Source organism: Frigoribacterium sp. PvP121 (genome assembly GCF_017833115.1).
Classification (GTDB): Bacteria; Actinomycetota; Actinomycetes; order Actinomycetales; family Microbacteriaceae; genus Frigoribacterium; species Frigoribacterium endophyticum.
On the sequence record NZ_JAFIBR010000001.1, the window covers coordinates 1,327,612 to 1,344,163 of the forward strand.

Below are 16,552 nucleotides of genomic sequence, written 5' to 3' on the forward strand. Positions count from 1 at the left end.
CGAGCGACGAGCCGACGCCCCGGGGAGGCGCGGTGCCGGTGCGACCGGCAGCGCGCCTCCCCGGGGTCGTCCGTCGTGGAGCGCCCGCGCCTCAGGCGTCGGCGAGGTGCCGCACGACCGGCCCCCGCCGCGCCGAGAGCACCGGGGCGACGGTCACGGCGACCATGACGACCGCGCCGAGCAGCAGCACCGCCGGGAGGGGGCGGAGCGTGTCGAGTGGCGACCCGATCGTGCCGGGGATCGACACGACCGCCGCGGGGACGACCACGAGGGCCGCGGTGACGACGACCACGAGGGCCTCGAGCACGGCGGCACGGAGGGCGAGGGAGGCCGTGCCGCCCCCGACGACCAGGAGGGCCGTGTCGCGTCGCCGCCCGCGGGTCGTCATGGCGACGGTCGCGGCGCCGGTGACGAGCACGAGCGCGACGGGCGTGCCGAACAGGGCCAGGCCGTTGAGGTAGTAGGCGGGGTCGTCCCACACGCCGGCGAGGCCGGTCAGGCTGCCGAGCATGCCCGTCACGGCGAGCAGCGACACCGCCGCCTGCGACCGCGACGCGTGGTGGAGGGCCGACCGCCGCGCGAGGAACCACGCGTCGGAGCGGGAGGGCACGAGCCTCGTCCACCGCTCGAGCAGCCACGGCACGGCCCACGGCGACCCCGCGACGACGGAGGCCATCGCCGGGACGAGGAAGAGCGCGGACGGGCCCTGCGCCCCGAGGGCGCTGAGCACGAGGAGCGCGAGGGCCGCGGCGCCGGTGACCGCGGTCGTCACGAGCCGCGCGCGACGAGGCCGGGCGACCTCCTGGTCGGGCTCGCGGACGGCGGTGAGGAGGGGCGTGCGCGCCGCCGACCGCCCGGCGCCGAGGGCGCTGGCGACGACCACGACCGCGAAGGCCCCGGAGGCCACCAGCGCCTCGGGCACGCCGAGGGTCGCCGTCAGCGCCGGGGCCCCGGGGGAGCGCAGCGGCGACGCCAGCACGGTCATCACGCCGTCGAGCACCCACGGCAGCCCGGCGAGGGCGACCGCGAGCGACACGGCGGCGAGCAGCAGCGCCTGGAGCACGACCACCCGCAGCACGAGCGAGGGGCCGACGCCCGACAGCTGCCAGAGGGCGTAGGTGCGGCGCTGCAGCTGCACGGTGAACGACACCAGCACGGTGAGCGCGACGAGCACGACGAGCCCGTTCATGGCCGAGAAGACCAGCGCGTGGTTGCGCAGGCCCGCGGCGTCGACCGGGTCGGCCAGGGTCGCCGCCGTCGAGAAGTCGGCGGCGCAGACGAGGGCGACGAGCGCCCCGGCGGTCATGACGGCCCAGGAGGCGGCCCAGAGCCGCCAGCTGGCGACCAGGTCGCCGAGCACCAGGCGCGCGATCACCGGTCGCCCTGTTCGACGGCGGCGTCGGCGACGGCCGCGAGCACCCCGGCGGGCGTGGCGCCGCGGAGCTCGCGGTGCAGACGGCCGTCGCGCAGCACGAGCACGCGGTCGCCGAGCGCGGCGGCCTCGAGGTCGTGCGTCACCATCACCACGGAGCGGTCGCCGGCCGCCGCTCCGCGGAGCAGCTCGAGCACGGCCCGCCCCGACTCCGTGTCGAGCGCGCCGGTGGGCTCGTCGGCGAAGACCACGTCGGGCTCGGTCACCAGCGTGCGGGCGATCGCGACGCGCTGCTGCTGACCCCCGCTGAGCTGGCTCGGGCGGCGGTCGGCGAGGTCGGCGAGCCCGACGGTGCCGAGCGCGGCCCGCACACGGGCCCTGGCGTCACGATCGCCGCGGCGCGACCGGTCGCCGCGACGGCGGGCGAGGCGCAGGGGCAGGGCCACCGCCTCCGCGGCGGTCAGCGACGGGATGAGGTTGTACGACTGGAACACGACCCCGAGGTGCGCCCGGCGGAAGGCGGCGAGGGCGTCGCCGGCCAGCGACGCGAGGTCGACGCCGGCGACCGTGACCCGGCCGCTCGTCGGGGCGTCGAGGCCGGAGAGGCACTGCAGCAGCGTCGACTTGCCCGACCCGCTCGGGCCGACGACGGTGACGAGCTCGCCGGGCTCGACGGCCAGGGTCACGCGGTCGAGGGCGGTGCTCGACCGCCCGTCGGGGGCTGCGTGGTGCTTCGTGAGCTGCTGGGCGACCAGGAGCGGGGGCATGGGGTCTTCTCTCGTCGGGGGCGGGGCCACAGACCAGCATGCGACATGTCACCTGGGGGAGGGCTGGCCCCCCGGCGTCGGCTCGGCCACGACGTGGTGCCGCCCGAGCGGGAGCATCATCGGCGCGCCCGTCGTGGGGTCGGCGACCACGCGGCTGTCGAGCCCGAAGACGGCGCGGACGCAGTCCTCCGTCAGCACCTCGGCGGGGGTGCCCGCGGCGTGCACCCGGCCCGCGGCCAGGGCGACGAGGTGGTCGGCGTAGCGCGCCGCCAGGTTGAGGTCGTGCAGCACCATGACGATCGTCGTGCCGCGGCGACGGTTGAGGTCGGTCAGGAGGTCGAGCACCTCGACCTGGTGGCTGACGTCGAGGAAGGTCGTCGGCTCGTCGAGCAGCAGGACGTCGGTCTGCTGGGCGAGCGCCATCGCGATCCAGACGCGCTGGCGCTGGCCGCCCGAGAGCTCGTCGACCGAGCGGTCGGCGAGGGCGGTCGTCTCGGTGGCCTCGAGCGCCTCGGCGACGGCGCGGTCGTCGTCGCTGCTCCAGCGCGAGAGGAGGCCCTGGTGCGGGTGGCGGCCGCGGCCGACCAGGTCGGCGACGGTGATGCCCTCCGGCGCGATGGGCGACTGCGGCAGGAGGCCGAGGGTGCGGGCGAGCTGGCGGGCCGGGGTGCGGTGCACCTCGCGCCCGTCGAGCACGACCTGCCCCGACCGGGGCCTGAGGAGGCGCGACATCGACCTCAGCAGGGTCGACTTGCCGCAGGCGTTGGCCCCGACGATCGCGGTGATGCGCCCGGGCGGCACGACGAGGCTGAGGTCGTCGACGACGGTGAGCTCGCCGTAGCCGAGGGTGAGGTGCTCGGCGTCGAGCGTGTGGTCGGCGGTCACAGGGAGCCTCCCGATCGGTTGGTGCGGACGATGAGCCAGATCAGGTACGGCGCGCCGAGCACGCCGGTGACGACCCCGACGGGGAAGCGCGTGCCGAGCGCGTACTGCCCGACGACGTCGGCGACGAGCACGAGCAGGGCGCCGACGAGCGCCGACGGCACGAGCAGCGACCCGCTCGGCCCCACGAGGCGCGCCGCGATGGGGCCGCTGAGGAAGGCGACGAAGGCGATCGGGCCGCAGGCGGCCGTCGCGAACGAGATGAGCCCGACGGCGGCGACGATGACGACGAGGCGGGTGCGGTCGACCCGGACGCCGAGCGCCGACGCGGCGTCGTCGCCGAGCTGCGTGGCCGCGAGGTCGCGTGAGCGGCTGAGCAGCAGCGGCGTCAGCACGACGAGGGCCACGAGCACGGGCACGACCTGGGGCCAGCTGCTGCCGTTGAGGCTGCCGGTGAGCCAGCGGGTCGCCTCCTGCAGGTCCCACTGCGCCGCGTTCGACAGCACGTACGCCGTCAGGCTGTCGAGCATCGCGGCGACGCCGATGCCGACGAGCACGAGCCGCGTGCCCGCGACCCCGCCGCGCTTCGACAGCAGGTAGACCAGCACCGCGACCGCGAGGCCGGCGGCGATGGCGAAGGCCGAGACCTGGCCGTCGTCGAGCGACAGCGTCACGATGGCGAACGCGGCGGCCGCGCTGGCCCCCGAGCTGATGCCGATGATGTCGGGGCTCGCGAGCGGGTTGCGGAGCATGGTCTGGAAGGTCACGCCGCCGAGGCCGAAGCAGAGGCCCGCGGCCACGGCGAGCACCGCGCGGGGGAGGCGGAGGCGGCCCACCGTGAAGGTCGCGCCGGGCACGTCCTGCCTGAGCACCACGCCGAGCACCTCGCCGGGGCCGTAGAAGGTGCGGCCGACCATGAGGCTCAGCACGAAGACGACGACGAGGGCGGCCACGAGCACGCCGACGACGGCGCGGCGTCGGCGGCCCCGCCGGGCACGGCCCGCGGCGACCGAGGCGGCGACGGCGTCGAGGCGGCTCGAGCCGGGGCGGGCGGGCTCGCCGCCGGGGCCGCCGGGCGGCACGGGCGCCGACGCCCGGAGGTCGGTCGGCGCGCTCACAGGGCCCTCACCTTCGAGCGACGGACGATCCAGATGAACACGGGCGCTCCGATCAGCGCGGTGACGATCCCGACGTCGATCTCGGCCGGGCGGGCGACGACGCGGCCGACGACGTCGGCGCCCGTGAGCAGCACGGCGCCGGCCACGGCCGAGAAGGGCAGCAGCCAGCGGTGGTCGACGCCGGTGAGCAGCCGGCAGGCGTGCGGCACGACGAGGCCGACGAAGCCGATCGGGCCGGTGACGGCGGTGGCCGCCCCGCAGAGCACGACGGCGCCGAGCGCGGCGGCCCCGCGGGCGACGGCGACGCGCTCGCCGAGGCCTGCCGCGAGGTCGTCGCCGAGGGCGAGGGAGTTGAGGGCCTTGGCCGAGAGCAGGCAGACGACGACGCCCACCACCAGGAAGGGCGCGACCTGCTCGAGGCTCGCCCAGGTGCCGCCGCCGACCCCGCCGATCTGCCACGAGCGGATGCTCGACGCGATGTCGCCGCGGGGCAGCGCGATCGCGGTGATGAACGAGGCCAGGGCCGCCGAGGTGGCCGCGCCGGCGAGCGCGAGCTTGAGCGGCGTCGCCCCGCCCCGGCCGAGCGAGCCGATCGCGTAGACGACCAGCGCCGTGGCGCCGGCGCCCGCGACGGCGACCCAGATCGTCGTGGTCGAGGCGCTGAGGCCGAAGAACGCGATGCCCGCGACGACGGCGAGGGAGGCGCCGGTGTTGACCCCGAGGATCCCCGGGTCGGCCAGGGGGTTGCGCGTCACGCCCTGCATCACGGCGCCGGAGACGGCGAGGGCCGCGCCCGCCGCGACGGCGAGGACGGTGCGCGGCACCCGCTTCGCGACCGACGCGCGGTCGAAGCCGTCGGTCGCGCCGCCGAGGGCCGCCCACACGTCGGCGAGCGACACGTCGCGCGAGCCGACCGTCACGCTGAGCAGCACCACGCCGACCAGCACGGCCACCAGCACGAGCAGCCAGACGGCGCGCAGACGCCGCGGGCGTCGCACGACGGCGACACCCGCGGCGGGCAGCGGGGGGGCTGTGGTCACTACGACTTCGCGGCGGCCTGCGAGAGGAGGTCGACGTAGTCGTCGAGGATCCACGAGATCGACAGCGGCGTCGGGTTGGCGGCCGTGCCGAGCGGGGTGGTGCCGGGCAGGGCGACGATGGCGCCGTTCTTCACCGCGGGCATCTGCGAGAGCACGGGGTCGGCCTCGAGCGCGTCGACGAGGGTCTCGTCGCCGTAGGTGACGATAACGTCGACGTCGTCGAACGCGTCGGCCTGCTCGGCGCTCTGCGTCAGCGAGAACAGCTCGGTCGCGTCGCTCGCCTCGGTGATGCTGCCGGGCTGCTCGAGGCCGAGGTCGTCGAAGAACTGCACGCGGGTGTCGTGCGTCGTGTAGAAGCTGACCTCGCTGAGGTCGCCGGTGTCGACGTGGGTGAGGAACATCGCCGAGGTGCCGGCGAGCTCGGGGTGGGCGTCGGCGGTGTCGCTGATCTCGGACTCGAGGTCGCTGACCAGCTGCTCGCCCTCGTCGGCCATGCCCATGGCCTCGCTGTTGAGCTCGATCATGTCGCGCCAGGCGGTGCCCCACGCGGTCTCGGGGTAGGCGACGACGGGCGCGATCTCGCTGAGGGTGTCGTAGTCCTCCTGCGTCAGGCCCGAGTACGCGGCGAGGATGACGTCGGGGTCGGTGTCGGCCACGGCCTCGAAGTCGATGCCGTCGGTCTCGTCGAAGAGCACGGGGGTCTCGGCGTCGAGCTCGGTGAGCTTCTCCTCGACCCAGGGCAGCAGGCCGTCGCCGTCGTCGTCGCCGAAGTTCGCGGCGGCCATGCCGACGGGCACGACGCCGAGGGCCAGCGGCACCTCGTGGTTCGCCCAGGCGACCGTGGCCACGCGCTCGGGCTTCGTCTCGATCGTCGTCGTGCCGAGGGCGTGCTCGATCGTGATCGGCGTGAACCCGGACGACTCCGAGGAGGCGTCGGTCGAGTCACCGGCGTCGGCGGAGCACCCGGCGAGGCCGAGGGCGAGGGCGGACGCTGCGCTGATCGCGAGCAGGCGCGTGGTGCGGGGCATGGGGGTCCTTCCGGGGACGGGTGCAGGGGCCCGGCTCGACGCTCCGGGAGGGCGTGCTCGGGAGCACGCCGCGTCGGAGGGGTGCTCGTGATCGGAGCGACCCGTGGTCGGCCTTAGGTGAGCCTTACCTTAGCAGTGGCCCCGCCGCGATCGGCAAGCCGGTCGTTCGGCGTCGAGTGATCGTCAAGATCGTGCACGGCCCGCAGAGAAGGGCGGCATCATCCCGACGACCTTCTCGCAGGCGTCGACGAGGGCGAGGGAGTCCTGGAGGTTGTCGCGGACATCGTCCGGGTGGAGGTCGGTGAGCGTGTAGTCGCCCTCGTGCCGCAGGCGCCTGACGACGTCGTAGACCCCCAGCAGCCCTCTCCCGCCGCCGAGCATCGACTGGACGGCTCGACGAGGGGCGATGTGCCCGCCCTTCTTGGTGGATCTGAGACCGCGGTCGAGGAGCACGGCCTCCAGCGCCTTCCTGTTGCCGGCGTGCAGGGCGTCGGCGGCGATCTCCGTGTCGTCGTCGAACAACGACCGCGCTGTCTCCACGTGTCGGCGGGCCTAGGTCAGCAGCGCTCTCGCGCCCGCGGCATCGGCGGGACAGGCCTCCAGGTCTCCGTCGGAGACCATCGCTTCGAGATCGGCCTGCCCGTAGCTCACGGGAGCAGCTCCAGCCTCGGCTCGCCGAGGATCCTCGTCACGATCTCGTCCTCAGCAGCGTCCCAGCGGTCATCGCTCAAGAATGTCACATTCACCTCGCGTCGCAGGGCCTGGTCGAGCGGGTCGAGGGCGTCGTAGACATCGCGACGGACCGGGCTCCCGACGATGAGCAGGTCGATGTCGTCCGGCGCCGCTCCCGGGGCTCCCGTGGACCGCGCGGCGAACGACCCGAAGATGAGGGCCCGGCTGATGCCGGGGACATCCGCGAGTGCCGTCCTGATCAGGGCCTGCGGGCCGCGCGACAGGGTGATGAGCGTCCGCAGCGGCGCGACGGCAGGGTTCGCCTCGTCAGGAGCGAACAGTGCGCTGCGGCCGACCGTGGTGCGTACGAGCAGCCCTGCGTCGACGAGCCTCATGAGCTCGCGGTGGAGGGTCGGCTGGCTCGCGCCCGTCGCCGTGATGATCTCCCGCGTCGAGAGCGGCCGATCGCTCAGCAGGAGTGCTTCGAGCGCAGCAGCCTGTGCTGCCGTCTTGAAGATCGGGAGGGTGCCGTCGTTCCTATTCATGATGTGGATCATGCTATTCATTTTCTGCATGAACATGGGAATGTCCGTGTCGGAGGTGGCGGGTAGACAAGGGGCGATGACTCCCTCGCCGCTGCTCGACGTCCGTCGCATCTACGCCGAGCCCGAGGCGGCGGCCTCGCCCCGCGGGCAGGAGATCATCGGGCGCTGGCCCGAGGCCACGGTCGTGCCGGTCGAGTCGCACTGGCGCATCCCCGAGGTGCACGGCGACGAGGCGAACGTGCGCCGGTGGGTGCGCATCAAGACCGAGGCCCTCGTGCTCGGCGTCAAGAAGAGCGTCGTCACCCGGCCGAACGGGCGCTCGGCCGACTTCATCGCCCCGTCGCTGGCGAACGGCTGCGCGATGGCCTGCGTCTACTGCTACGTGCCGCGGCGCAAGGGGTACAGCAACCCCGTCACGCTCTTCACGAACGTCGAGCAGATCTCGCGGCACCTCGCGCGCCACGTGCGGAAGCAGGGCCCGAAGACCGAGCCGAACCAGTGCGACCCCGAGGCGTGGGTCTACGACATCGGCGAGAACAGCGACTGTTCGGTCGACGCGCTGCTCGCCGAGAACGTGCGTGACGTCTGCGAGCTCTTCCGCATGACGCCGACGGCCAAGGCCTCGTTCGCCACGAAGTACGTCAACCGCGAGCTGCTCGACTGGGACCCCCAGGGCCGCTCGCGCATCCGTTTCTCGCTGATGCCGGCGGAGGTCGCCAAGGTCACCGACCTCCGTACGAGCCCGATGAGCGAGCGGATCGCCGCGGTGAACGACTTCGTCGCGGCGGGGTGGGAGGTGCACCTCAACTTCTCGCCGGTGATCATGACGCCGGGGTGGCTCGACGACTGGCGCGAGCTGCTGCGGGAGGTCGACGACGTGCTGTCGCCGGCGGCCAAGGAGCAGGCCGCGGCGGAGATGATCTTCCTGACGCACAACGCCGCCCTGCACGAGGTGAACGAGCGCTGGCACCCGAAGGGCGAGGAGCTGATCTGGCGCCCCGACCTCCAGGAGGTCAAGACCTCCGAGAACGGGGCGGAGAACCTGCGCTACCGGTACGACCTCAAGGCGCAGGGGGTCGCCGCCCTCACGGCGCTCGTCGCCGAGGTCGCGCCGTGGTGCCGCATCCGGTACGCCTTCTGACCGGGGAGGTACCCTTGTCGTCGTGTCCGCCTCCCTGTGCTCCTCGTCGCGCCGCCGGGCGCGCGTGCGGGCGCAGGCGTTCCCCAACCGCCTGGTGCTGACGAAGCGCACCTGCGGCACGAACGGCTGGATGAGCCTCTGGGGCAGCAACGCCCACGGCGAGATCGCCGGCTGCCCGCCGCCAGGCGCCTAGACCTGCAGGCCCCCGAGCCCGGCAGGTCGCCCCCGACTCGTCACCGCTCGACTCGACCCCTCTAGGACACCGTGCCCGACTCCGCCACGCCCGCCCCCGCCTCCCCGACGCCGCCCTCGCCCTCGGCCGCGCCCGCCTCCCGGGCCCAGCGCCTCTCGCGCTTCGTCAGCCGTGACACCACGGGCGGCCTGCTGCTGCTCGGGGCGACCGTGCTCGCCCTGGTCATCGCGAACAGCCCGGCCGGCTCGTTCTACGCGCAGGTCCGTGACACCACCTTCGGTCCGGAGGCGCTGCACCTCCACCTCAGCGTCGGCACCTGGGCCGCCGACGGCCTGCTCGCGATCTTCTTCTTCGTCGTCGGCCTCGAGCTAAAGCAGGAGTTCGTCGCCGGCTCGCTGCGCGACCCCCGCGTCGCCACCCTGCCGATCGCCGCGGCCGTGGGCGGCGTCGCCCTGCCGGCGCTGATCTTCACCGCGATCAACATAGGGGCGGGGCCCGACGCGCTGCAGGGCTGGGCCATCCCCGCCGCCACCGACATCGCCTTCGCGGTGGCCGTCGTCGCGGTCGTGGGCAAGAAGCTGCCGCCGGCCCTCCGCACCTTCCTGCTCACCCTGGCCGTGGTGGACGACCTCATCGCCATCACGATCATCGCGATCTTCTACACGGCGGGCATCGCGGTCGTGCCGCTCCTGCTCGCCCTGCTGCCGCTCGCCGCCTTCGCCGTGCTCGTGCGCCGCGGGGTCCGCTCGTGGTGGCTGCTCATCCCGCTCGGCGTCGTCGCGTGGGCCCTCGTGCACGCGTCGGGCATCCACGCCACGATCGCGGGCGTCGCACTGGGCCTCCTCGTGCCGGCGATCGCCACCCGGCGGGCCGGCGTGACGCACGTCGACGCCGACGGCCACGAGGAGCGCCACGCGCTCACGCACCACTTCGCCGAGCGCTGGAGCCCGATCTCGTCGGGCGTCGCCGTGCCGATCTTCGCCTTCTTCTCGGCGGGTGTCTCGGTGGGCGGCTTCTCGGGCCTCACCGAGTCGCTCCGCGACAGCGTCGCGATCGGCATCGTCGTCGCCCTCGTGGTGGGCAAGTCGGTCGGCATCACCGGGGCCTCGCTGCTGGTGACGCGCCTCCCCGGCATCAAGCTCGACCCGAGCCTCCGCTGGCCCGACGTCGTCGGCCTCTCGCTCGTCGCGGGCATCGGGTTCACCGTCTCGTTGCTCGTCGGCGAGCTCGCCTACGGCACCGGCAGCGAGCAGGACGACGTGGTCAAGGTCGGCGTGCTCGTCGGGTCGCTCATCTCAGCCGTGCTCGGCGGCGTCGTGCTGTCGGCGCGCGGCCGCTGGCACGAGCGCCACCGGACCGAGCAGGGCGTCACCGCCCCGTAGCCTGGCCCGATGAACGAGCGCGACGACGACGTCCGCCGCCGGATGGCGGCCCACGAGCTGTACACCGACGGGGGCCCGGGCCTGGAGGACCTCGCCGAGCGGCGCGTGCGCGGCAAGGAGCTCGCGTACGACTACAACGCGACGCGGCCTCGGGAGACCGAGCGTCGCCGCGAGATCCTCGACGAGATGCTCGGCTCGGTCGGCACCGGGGTCTGGGTCGAGCCCCCGCTGCACGTGGCCTACGGCGACAACGTCGTGCTCGGCGACGAGGTCTACGTGAACTTCGGCCTGACCGTGGTCGACGACGTGGCCGTCGTGGTCGGCGACCGGGTGATGATCGCGCCGAACGTGACCATCAGCACCACCGGGCACCCGGTGCACCCCGAGGTGCGGCGCGACGGCAGCCAGTTCTCGGCGCCGGTCCACCTCGGCGACGACGTCTGGGTCGGCGCGGGCGCGGTCATCCTGCCCGGCGTGACGGTCGGCGCCGGCTCGGTCGTCGCGGCCGGGGCGGTCGTCACGGCCCACGTGCCGCCGATGGTCGTCGTCGGGGGAGTGCCGGCCAGGGTCCTCCGTGAGGTCACCGACGCCGACCGCGACCACCGCTGGCGCGAGCCGCGCTCGCTCTGAGGCAGGCAGCCCGGGGGAGCAGGGCTCCCGAGGAGTCGCGGGTCGGGCCTCAGGCGCCAGCCGGCAGCGGGGCGCGGAACCAGTCGAGCAGCGACCGAACCGACGGCTCGAGGTCCGGGCGCGAGCGCGCGACGTCGAGCGAGGCGCCCGACACGTCGGCGTAGCCCGGGATCTCGTCGACGAGGGTGTCGGTCGTGGCGCGGTAGCCCATCGTCCACGCGCCGAAGCGGCGCTCGTCGATGGTCTCGCGGAGCAGGACGTCGAGGTCGGTGTGCCGGGGGTCGGCGGCGATGAGCGCGTAGCGCTGCTGGACGGCCTCCTCGGGCCCCTCGAGCACCTGGACGAACCGACCCTGCTTGTGCATGAGGAAGCCCGAGAGCCCCAGGCGACGGTTGTTGGCGCGGCTGTTCATCAGCAGGGTGGCCAGGTCGCCGTCCGAGAACGGGGTGCGGGCGGCACTGGTGTAGACGAGCGAGAGCACGGGGTCCTTCCGAGAGAGGTGCTCACCGAGCCTGCCCCATCCCGGCACCCGGTGCCACACCCCGATCTGGGGCGTGCCAGGAGCGCACCGGAGGCGTGGCGGGGCGCGACGACGTGCGACGAGCGGGAGTCGTGGTCCAGGAACGCTGATCCACTCCGGAGTGGATCAGCGTTCCTGGACCGTGCTGCTCGGGGGCCCGGCCATCGCGCTCCGCTGCGCCGCGCCTCCTCGTAGGCTCCCCGCGTGACCTCCGACGTCGAGCACGCGTACTCGCTCCGAGCCGGCGAGTACGTCGAGCACCTCGGGTCGATGTCGTCCGTGCACCCGTCCGACCGCCAGCTGGTGCAGGCCTGGGCCGCCGACGTCGACGGGCCCCTGCTCGACGCCGGGTGCGGGCCCGGGCACTGGACCGCCCACCTCGCCGGGCTCGGCGCCGACGCCCGGGGCGTCGACCAGGTGCCGGCCTTCGTCGAGCACGCCCGCGCCGCCCACCCCGCCGTGCCCTTCACGGTCGCGAGCGTCGACGCCCTGCCCGACGGGGCGGGGACGCTCGGGGGAGTCCTGGCCTGGTACTCGCTGATCCACCACGAGCCCGCGGCGGTGGGCCGCGCGCTCGCCGAGTTCGCCCGGGCCCTCCGCCCCGGCGGGCGGCTGCTCGTCGGCTTCTTCGTCGGCGACGAGCTGGAGACGTTCGACCACGCAGTCGTGACCGCCTGGCGCTGGCCGGTCGGCTGGCTCGCCGACGAGCTCGGCGCGGCGGGCTTCGAGGTCGTCGAGACGCACACCCGGACGGGCTCGCCGGAGGGTCCGCGGCCCCACGGTGCGGTGCTGGCCCGCTCGCGGGGCTGAGGCGTCAGTGCGGCTCTCGCCGCGCCTCCCTCACGCTCCGACGGCGGCGACGAACTCGATCTCGACCCGTGCTCCGCGGGGCAGGGCTGCCACCTGGTAGGCGGCGCGGGCCGGCAGGACGCCCCCGGAGAAGACCTCGGCGTACGCCTCGTTCACGACGGCGAAGTCGGCGATGTCGGCCAGCAGCACCGTCGTCTTGACGACGAGCTGCACGCTCGACCCGGCGGCCTCGAGCACCGCGGCCCCGTTGCGGAGCGCCTGCGCCGCCTCCTCACGGACCCCGGGCCCGGCGAAGTCGCCGGTCGACGGGTCGATCGGCAGCTGGCCGGAGACGAAGACGAGATCGCCGACGCGGACCGCCTGCGAGTACGGACCGATCGCGGCCGGGGCGGCGTCGGTGTGCACGACGCGGAGGGGGTCGGGGCTGAGGGTCATCGTCGTCCTCCCAGGACGCTCAGGGCCGCGTCGAGGGCGGCGGGGGTGGTGGTGGCGTGGACGCTGAGGCGCACGCGGTCAGGACCGTGGACGGTGGCGGTGACGCCGGCGGCGTCGAGCATCGCTCCGATCGCCGGTGCCTCGCCGGGGGCGACGCCCGCGACGACGAGACCGGCTCGCCGCTCGCGGTCCGTGGGCGACAGGACGGTCACCCTGGCGGCCGTCAGCCGGTCGATCAGGTCGCCGGCCGTGTCGGCCACGAGCGACGCGACCGTCCCGACCCCGACGGACTCGAGCTGCTCCAGCGCCGTGGCCAGGGCCCCCGACGCGAAGGGCGAGCCGTTCGTGACCGAGAGGCGCTGGGCTCCCGGCAGCGGGGCGTGGGGCACGCCGTCGTAGCGCGACGCCCCCTCGACGCCCGTCCAGCCGCCGAGCAGCGGGCGCAGCCGGTCGAGGGCCCGGGGCGAGAGCCCGACGAATCCCGTGCCCCAGCCCGCCCGCAGCCACTTCTGGCCGCCGACGACGAGAGCGTCGGCCAGCGACCAGTCGGCGTCGACGACCCCGAAGCCCTGGATGCCGTCGACCACGAGGAGCCGGTCGCCGACCGCCTCCCGGAGGCCGGCGAGGTCGGCGACGGTGCCCGTGCGGAAGTCGACGGCGCTCACGGCGACGGCCACGGTGTCAGGCCCGACGGCGGCGGCCACGCGCTCCGGCGTGACCGGCGCGAGCGGCTCACCCGTCACGGGGGGCAACGGGCGCACGGTCGTGAGCCCGGCCTGCTCCGAGCGCCACCACGCGTAGAGGTTCGAGGGGAACTCCGCGCTGCTGACCACGACCTCGCCGCGGGGCAGGCCGAACGCGACCTGCATCAGGCCGAGCGACGTGCTGCTGGTGAGGGCGATGCCTCCCCGGTCGAGGCCCGTGAGGCGCGAGACCGCGGCGAGGGCACGGTCGTCCTCGGCGTGCAGCCCCGCCGACGGGGCCCCCGCGCTCGCGGCGGCCGCGAGTCGCCCCAGCGTCGCGACGACGTCGCGGGACGGGGGGCCGTAGCTGCCGAAGTTGAGGTAGCCGACCGGCTCGGCGAACGACCCGAGGTAGGAGTCGAGCGCCGAGCCGGGCGTCGCCGCGCGGCCAGGACTCGACGTCACGACAGCACCCGCTGCAGGAACTGCTTCGTGCGGGCCTCACGCGGGGCGCCGAGCACCTGCTCGACCGGCCCCTGCTCGACGATGCCGCCGTCGGCCATGAACACGACGCGGTCGGCGACCTCGCGCGCGAACTGGATCTCGTGCGTCACGACCAGCATCGTCATGCCGTCCCGGGCCAGGTCGCCCATGACCTTCAGCACCTCGCCCACGAGCTCCGGGTCGAGGGCCGACGTCGGCTCGTCGAAGAGCAGGAAGAGGGGCTTCATGGCGACGGCACGAGCGATGGCCACCCGCTGCCGCTGCCCGCCGGAGAGCTGCCCGGGGTAGGCGTCGACCTTGTCGCCGAGGCCCACGCGCTCCAGGATGGCGACGGCCTCCGCCCGTGCCTCCGCCGACGACCGGCGTTGGACGCGCACCGGTCCCTCGACGACGTTGCCGAGCACGGTGAGGTGCGGGAAGAGGTTGAAGTGCTGGAACACCATGGCCGTGCGCGCCCGCTGCGCCGACAGCCGTCGCTCGCTCAGCTGGTGCAGCACGCCGTCGCGCAGCTCGAAGCCCATGGGCTCGCCGCCCACCCACACCTCGCCGGCGTCGGGCTCCTCGAGGCGGTTGAGCGTGCGCAGGAACGTCGACTTGCCCGCGCCGGAGGGGCCGATGATGCACACCACCTCGCCGCTGCGGACCGTCATCGAGACGTCGCGCAGCACCTCGTGGCTGCCGTAGGACTTGCCGATGCTGATCGCCTCGAGGACGGGTGCTCCCTCGGCGGCGCTCGCCGCGCCTCCTGCGGTCGGGGTGGGCGTCGCGGTCACGGGGTGCTCCTCACGAGGGGTGCGCGGCCGAGGTCGGCAGCGATCTTGCGGCGCAGGGCTCGCGCGTTCGGCGGCCCGCCCGGACGGCGGTCCTGCCGGTCGAAGCTGCGCTCGAGGTAGTACTGGCCGACGCTCGCGACGCTGACGACGACCATGTACCAGACGGCCGCAGCGATCAGCGTCTCCATCACCTGGAGGTTGAACGACGAGATGTTGTTCGCGGCCTTGATCAGCTCGAGGTAGCCGATGACCGAGGCCATCGCCGTGCCCTTGAGCATGTTGATGAAGTCGTTGCCGGTCGGCGGGATGATGATGCGCATGGCCTGGGGCAGCACGATGCGCGCCATGCGCTGCATCGGCGTCTGCCCGATCGACTGCGCGGCCTCGATCTGGCCCCGGTCGACGCTCTTGAGCCCTGCTCTGACGATCTCGGCCATGTAGGCGCTCTCGTTGAGGGCGAGGCCGAGGAAGGCGGCGACGAAGGTCGTCATCACGTCGTTCGTGCTGACGTCGAGGAACACCACGTCGGTGAACGGCACGCCGACGGTCAGCCGCGGGAAGATCAGGGCGAGGTTGTACCAGAGCAGGATCTGCAGCAGGACGGGCAGGCCGCGGAACAGCCAGGTGTAGCCCGCGGCGAACGCCTGCGCGACGGGGTTCGCCGAGATGCGCATCAGGGCGATGACGACGCCGATGACGACGGCGCTGACCTGGGCGACCACCGCGAGCACGATGGTGCCGACGAGGCCCTGCAGGATGATGGGCGACACGAGGTAGTAGGGGATGTCGCCGTAGGCGATGTCGCCCTGCGACGCCCCGTAGGCGAGCGCGACGAGCACCACGACGATGACCGCGGCGCTCACCCACCGCCCCCAGTGCTTCAGGCGCACCTGGGGCAGCAGCTCACGCCCTGCCGAGGAGGCGCGGGCCGGGTCGACCGTGTCGGCCCCGTCCCGCGGTGCGGGCGTCGTCACGCTACTTGCCCCCGTTGACGGTCGCCTCGGTGACGCTGCCCGAGGTGATGCCCCAGGCGTCGAGGACCTCGCCGTAGGTGCCGTCGTCGATCAGCGAGTCGAGGGCGGCGGCGATGGCGTCGCGCAGCTCGGGGTCGTCCTTGTTCACGCCGATGCCGTACGGGGCGCCGTCGATGACGTCGCCGGGCACGACCTCGAACGCCTCGCCGTCCTGGGCGGTCTTCGAGATGTAGACCGCGCTCGGCAGGTCGTTGACGATGGCGTCGATGCGGCCGGTGCGGAGCTGCGTCTGGTTCTGGCTGTCGCTGTCGGTGACGGTGATCTCGAGCGGCTCGTCGCCGTCGGACTCGCACTGCGTGCTCGTCGACTCGGCGAACTCCTGCTGGCTCGTGCCGGTCACGACCGCGATGGTCTTGCCGCAGAGGCTGTCGGGCCCGGTGATGTCGGCCGGGTTGCCCTTCTGGACCATCAGGGTGATGCCCGAGGTGAGGTAGTCGACGAAGTCGATGGCCTGCTGGCGCTCGGCGGTGTCGTTCATCGCGGCGATGGTGACGTCGACGCGGCCCGACTGCAGGCTCGTGATGAGCGAGCCGAAGTCCTGGTTCTGGTACTCCACGTCGAGGCCGAGCTTCTTGCCGACGGCGGTGATCAGGTCGTGGTCGGAGCCGATGACGGTCGAGCCGTCGGCCGCGAAGAAGTTGTTGGGCGCCGACTGCACGTTCGAGCCGACGGTGAGCGTGCCGGCGTCGGCGATGTCGGCGGGCAGCTGCGCGGCGAGCGAGTCGTCGACCTCGACGCCGTCGAGCAGAGCGCTCGTGTCGGGGATGCTCGACGTCGCGGCCGACGAGGCGTCGTCGCTCGCGTCACCGGGCTGCGGTGCGCTCGGCCCGCCGCACCCGGTGAGGGCGAGCGCCAGGGCGGCGCCGGTGGCGACGGTGCCCCAGAGGGCGGTGCGGGTGCGGGGTCGGGTCATGGTCGAGCCTTTCGTGAGCGTCGTCGGTCATCGGAAGCTAGCCGATCTCTCGGCACGATGAGAGAAAATTATCACACTGCGAACGTTTTGTTACATACCGGTAACCTCGG

Annotated in this window: 19 protein-coding genes; 5 read left to right on the forward strand and 14 right to left on the reverse strand. The window is 73.7% G+C overall.

Features of this window, described 5'->3' with window-relative positions:
- Positions 1-91: 91 nt before the first annotated feature.
- The 8 genes from JOE43_RS06250 to JOE43_RS06285 all read right to left on the reverse strand — a co-directional run bounded on the left by JOE43_RS06250 (position 92) and on the right by JOE43_RS06285 (position 7,460).
- Positions 92-1,375: a hypothetical protein gene (locus JOE43_RS06250; protein WP_209515897.1), complete on the reverse strand. Its 1,284-nt coding sequence runs from the start codon at positions 1,373-1,375 to the stop codon at positions 92-94.
- Positions 1,372-2,139 (reverse strand): ABC transporter ATP-binding protein, encoded by a 768-nt coding sequence (locus JOE43_RS06255; protein WP_209515900.1) that lies wholly within the window; start codon positions 2,137-2,139, stop codon positions 1,372-1,374. Before JOE43_RS06255 ends, JOE43_RS06250 begins: the two co-directional genes overlap by 4 nt.
- A 48-nt stretch (positions 2,140-2,187) precedes the next feature.
- On the reverse strand, positions 2,188-3,024 hold the full coding sequence (locus tag JOE43_RS06260; protein ID WP_209515903.1) for an ABC transporter ATP-binding protein: 837 nt from the start codon (positions 3,022-3,024) through the stop codon (positions 2,188-2,190).
- The gene (locus JOE43_RS06265; RefSeq protein WP_307803262.1) at positions 3,021-4,139 is read right to left on the reverse strand and encodes an iron ABC transporter permease; all 1,119 of its coding nucleotides are present in this window, start codon (positions 4,137-4,139) and stop codon (positions 3,021-3,023) included. The genes JOE43_RS06260 and JOE43_RS06265 overlap by 4 nt, the downstream gene beginning before the upstream one ends.
- Positions 4,136-5,179 carry an iron ABC transporter permease gene (locus JOE43_RS06270; RefSeq protein ID WP_209515907.1) on the reverse strand — a complete coding sequence of 348 codons (1,044 nt, stop codon included), beginning with the start codon at positions 5,177-5,179 and terminating at the stop codon, positions 4,136-4,138. Before JOE43_RS06270 ends, JOE43_RS06265 begins: the two co-directional genes overlap by 4 nt.
- Positions 5,179-6,207 carry an iron-siderophore ABC transporter substrate-binding protein gene (locus tag JOE43_RS06275; protein WP_209515911.1) on the reverse strand — a complete coding sequence of 343 codons (1,029 nt, stop codon included), beginning with the start codon at positions 6,205-6,207 and terminating at the stop codon, positions 5,179-5,181. Before JOE43_RS06275 ends, JOE43_RS06270 begins: the two co-directional genes overlap by 1 nt.
- 183 nt (positions 6,208-6,390) lie before the next feature.
- Entirely contained in the window at positions 6,391-6,747 is a 357-nt protein-coding gene (locus JOE43_RS06280) for a hypothetical protein (RefSeq protein ID WP_209515914.1), read from the reverse strand.
- A gap of 107 nt (positions 6,748-6,854) precedes the next feature.
- The gene (locus tag JOE43_RS06285; RefSeq protein WP_209515917.1) at positions 6,855-7,460 is read right to left on the reverse strand and encodes an ArsR family transcriptional regulator; all 606 of its coding nucleotides are present in this window, start codon (positions 7,458-7,460) and stop codon (positions 6,855-6,857) included.
- Positions 7,461-7,500: 40 nt separating this feature from the next.
- On the opposite strand from JOE43_RS06285, the gene JOE43_RS06290 reads away from it, so the two are divergent.
- From JOE43_RS06290 to JOE43_RS06305, 4 genes are all read left to right on the forward strand, one after another.
- Positions 7,501-8,565: a spore photoproduct lyase family protein gene (locus JOE43_RS06290; RefSeq protein ID WP_209515920.1), complete on the forward strand. Its 1,065-nt coding sequence runs from the start codon at positions 7,501-7,503 to the stop codon at positions 8,563-8,565.
- 22 nt (positions 8,566-8,587) lie between these two features.
- Entirely contained in the window at positions 8,588-8,758 is a 171-nt protein-coding gene (locus JOE43_RS06295) for a hypothetical protein (protein ID WP_209515923.1), read from the forward strand.
- Positions 8,759-8,829: 71 nt separating this feature from the next.
- A complete protein-coding gene (nhaA, locus tag JOE43_RS06300) occupies positions 8,830-10,140 on the forward strand; it encodes a Na+/H+ antiporter NhaA (protein ID WP_209515926.1) in 1,311 nt (436 codons plus the stop codon).
- A 9-nt stretch (positions 10,141-10,149) separates the two neighbouring features.
- On the forward strand, positions 10,150-10,770 hold the full coding sequence (locus JOE43_RS06305) for a maltose acetyltransferase domain-containing protein (protein WP_056052449.1): 621 nt from the start codon (positions 10,150-10,152) through the stop codon (positions 10,768-10,770).
- 49 nt (positions 10,771-10,819) lie between these two features.
- Here the strand turns inward: JOE43_RS06305 and JOE43_RS06310 are convergent, their stop codons facing one another.
- The gene (locus JOE43_RS06310) at positions 10,820-11,251 is read right to left on the reverse strand and encodes a BLUF domain-containing protein (RefSeq protein ID WP_056052452.1); all 432 of its coding nucleotides are present in this window, start codon (positions 11,249-11,251) and stop codon (positions 10,820-10,822) included.
- 243 nt (positions 11,252-11,494) lie between these two features.
- On the opposite strand from JOE43_RS06310, the gene JOE43_RS06315 reads away from it, so the two are divergent.
- Positions 11,495-12,100 carry a class I SAM-dependent methyltransferase gene (locus JOE43_RS06315; RefSeq protein WP_307803263.1) on the forward strand — a complete coding sequence of 202 codons (606 nt, stop codon included), beginning with the start codon at positions 11,495-11,497 and terminating at the stop codon, positions 12,098-12,100.
- A gap of 30 nt (positions 12,101-12,130) precedes the next feature.
- On the opposite strand, the gene JOE43_RS06320 is transcribed toward JOE43_RS06315, so the two are convergent.
- The 5 genes from JOE43_RS06320 to JOE43_RS06340 are packed head-to-tail and all read right to left on the reverse strand — an operon-like array spanning position 12,131 to position 16,442.
- Entirely contained in the window at positions 12,131-12,535 is a 405-nt protein-coding gene (locus JOE43_RS06320) for a Rid family detoxifying hydrolase (protein ID WP_209515929.1), read from the reverse strand.
- A complete protein-coding gene (locus JOE43_RS06325) occupies positions 12,532-13,683 on the reverse strand; it encodes an aminotransferase class V-fold PLP-dependent enzyme (RefSeq protein WP_209515943.1) in 1,152 nt (383 codons plus the stop codon). The genes JOE43_RS06320 and JOE43_RS06325 overlap by 4 nt, the downstream gene beginning before the upstream one ends.
- Positions 13,680-14,495 (reverse strand): amino acid ABC transporter ATP-binding protein, encoded by an 816-nt coding sequence (locus JOE43_RS06330; protein ID WP_307803264.1) that lies wholly within the window; start codon positions 14,493-14,495, stop codon positions 13,680-13,682. The genes JOE43_RS06325 and JOE43_RS06330 overlap by 4 nt, the downstream gene beginning before the upstream one ends.
- Entirely contained in the window at positions 14,492-15,469 is a 978-nt protein-coding gene (locus tag JOE43_RS06335; protein ID WP_209515947.1) for an amino acid ABC transporter permease, read from the reverse strand. The genes JOE43_RS06330 and JOE43_RS06335 overlap by 4 nt, the downstream gene beginning before the upstream one ends.
- Position 15,470: 1 nt before the next feature.
- Complete coding sequence (locus JOE43_RS06340; protein ID WP_209515950.1) at positions 15,471-16,442, reverse strand: ABC transporter substrate-binding protein; 972 nt, start codon at positions 16,440-16,442, stop codon at positions 15,471-15,473.
- Positions 16,443-16,552: the final 110 nt, after the last annotated feature.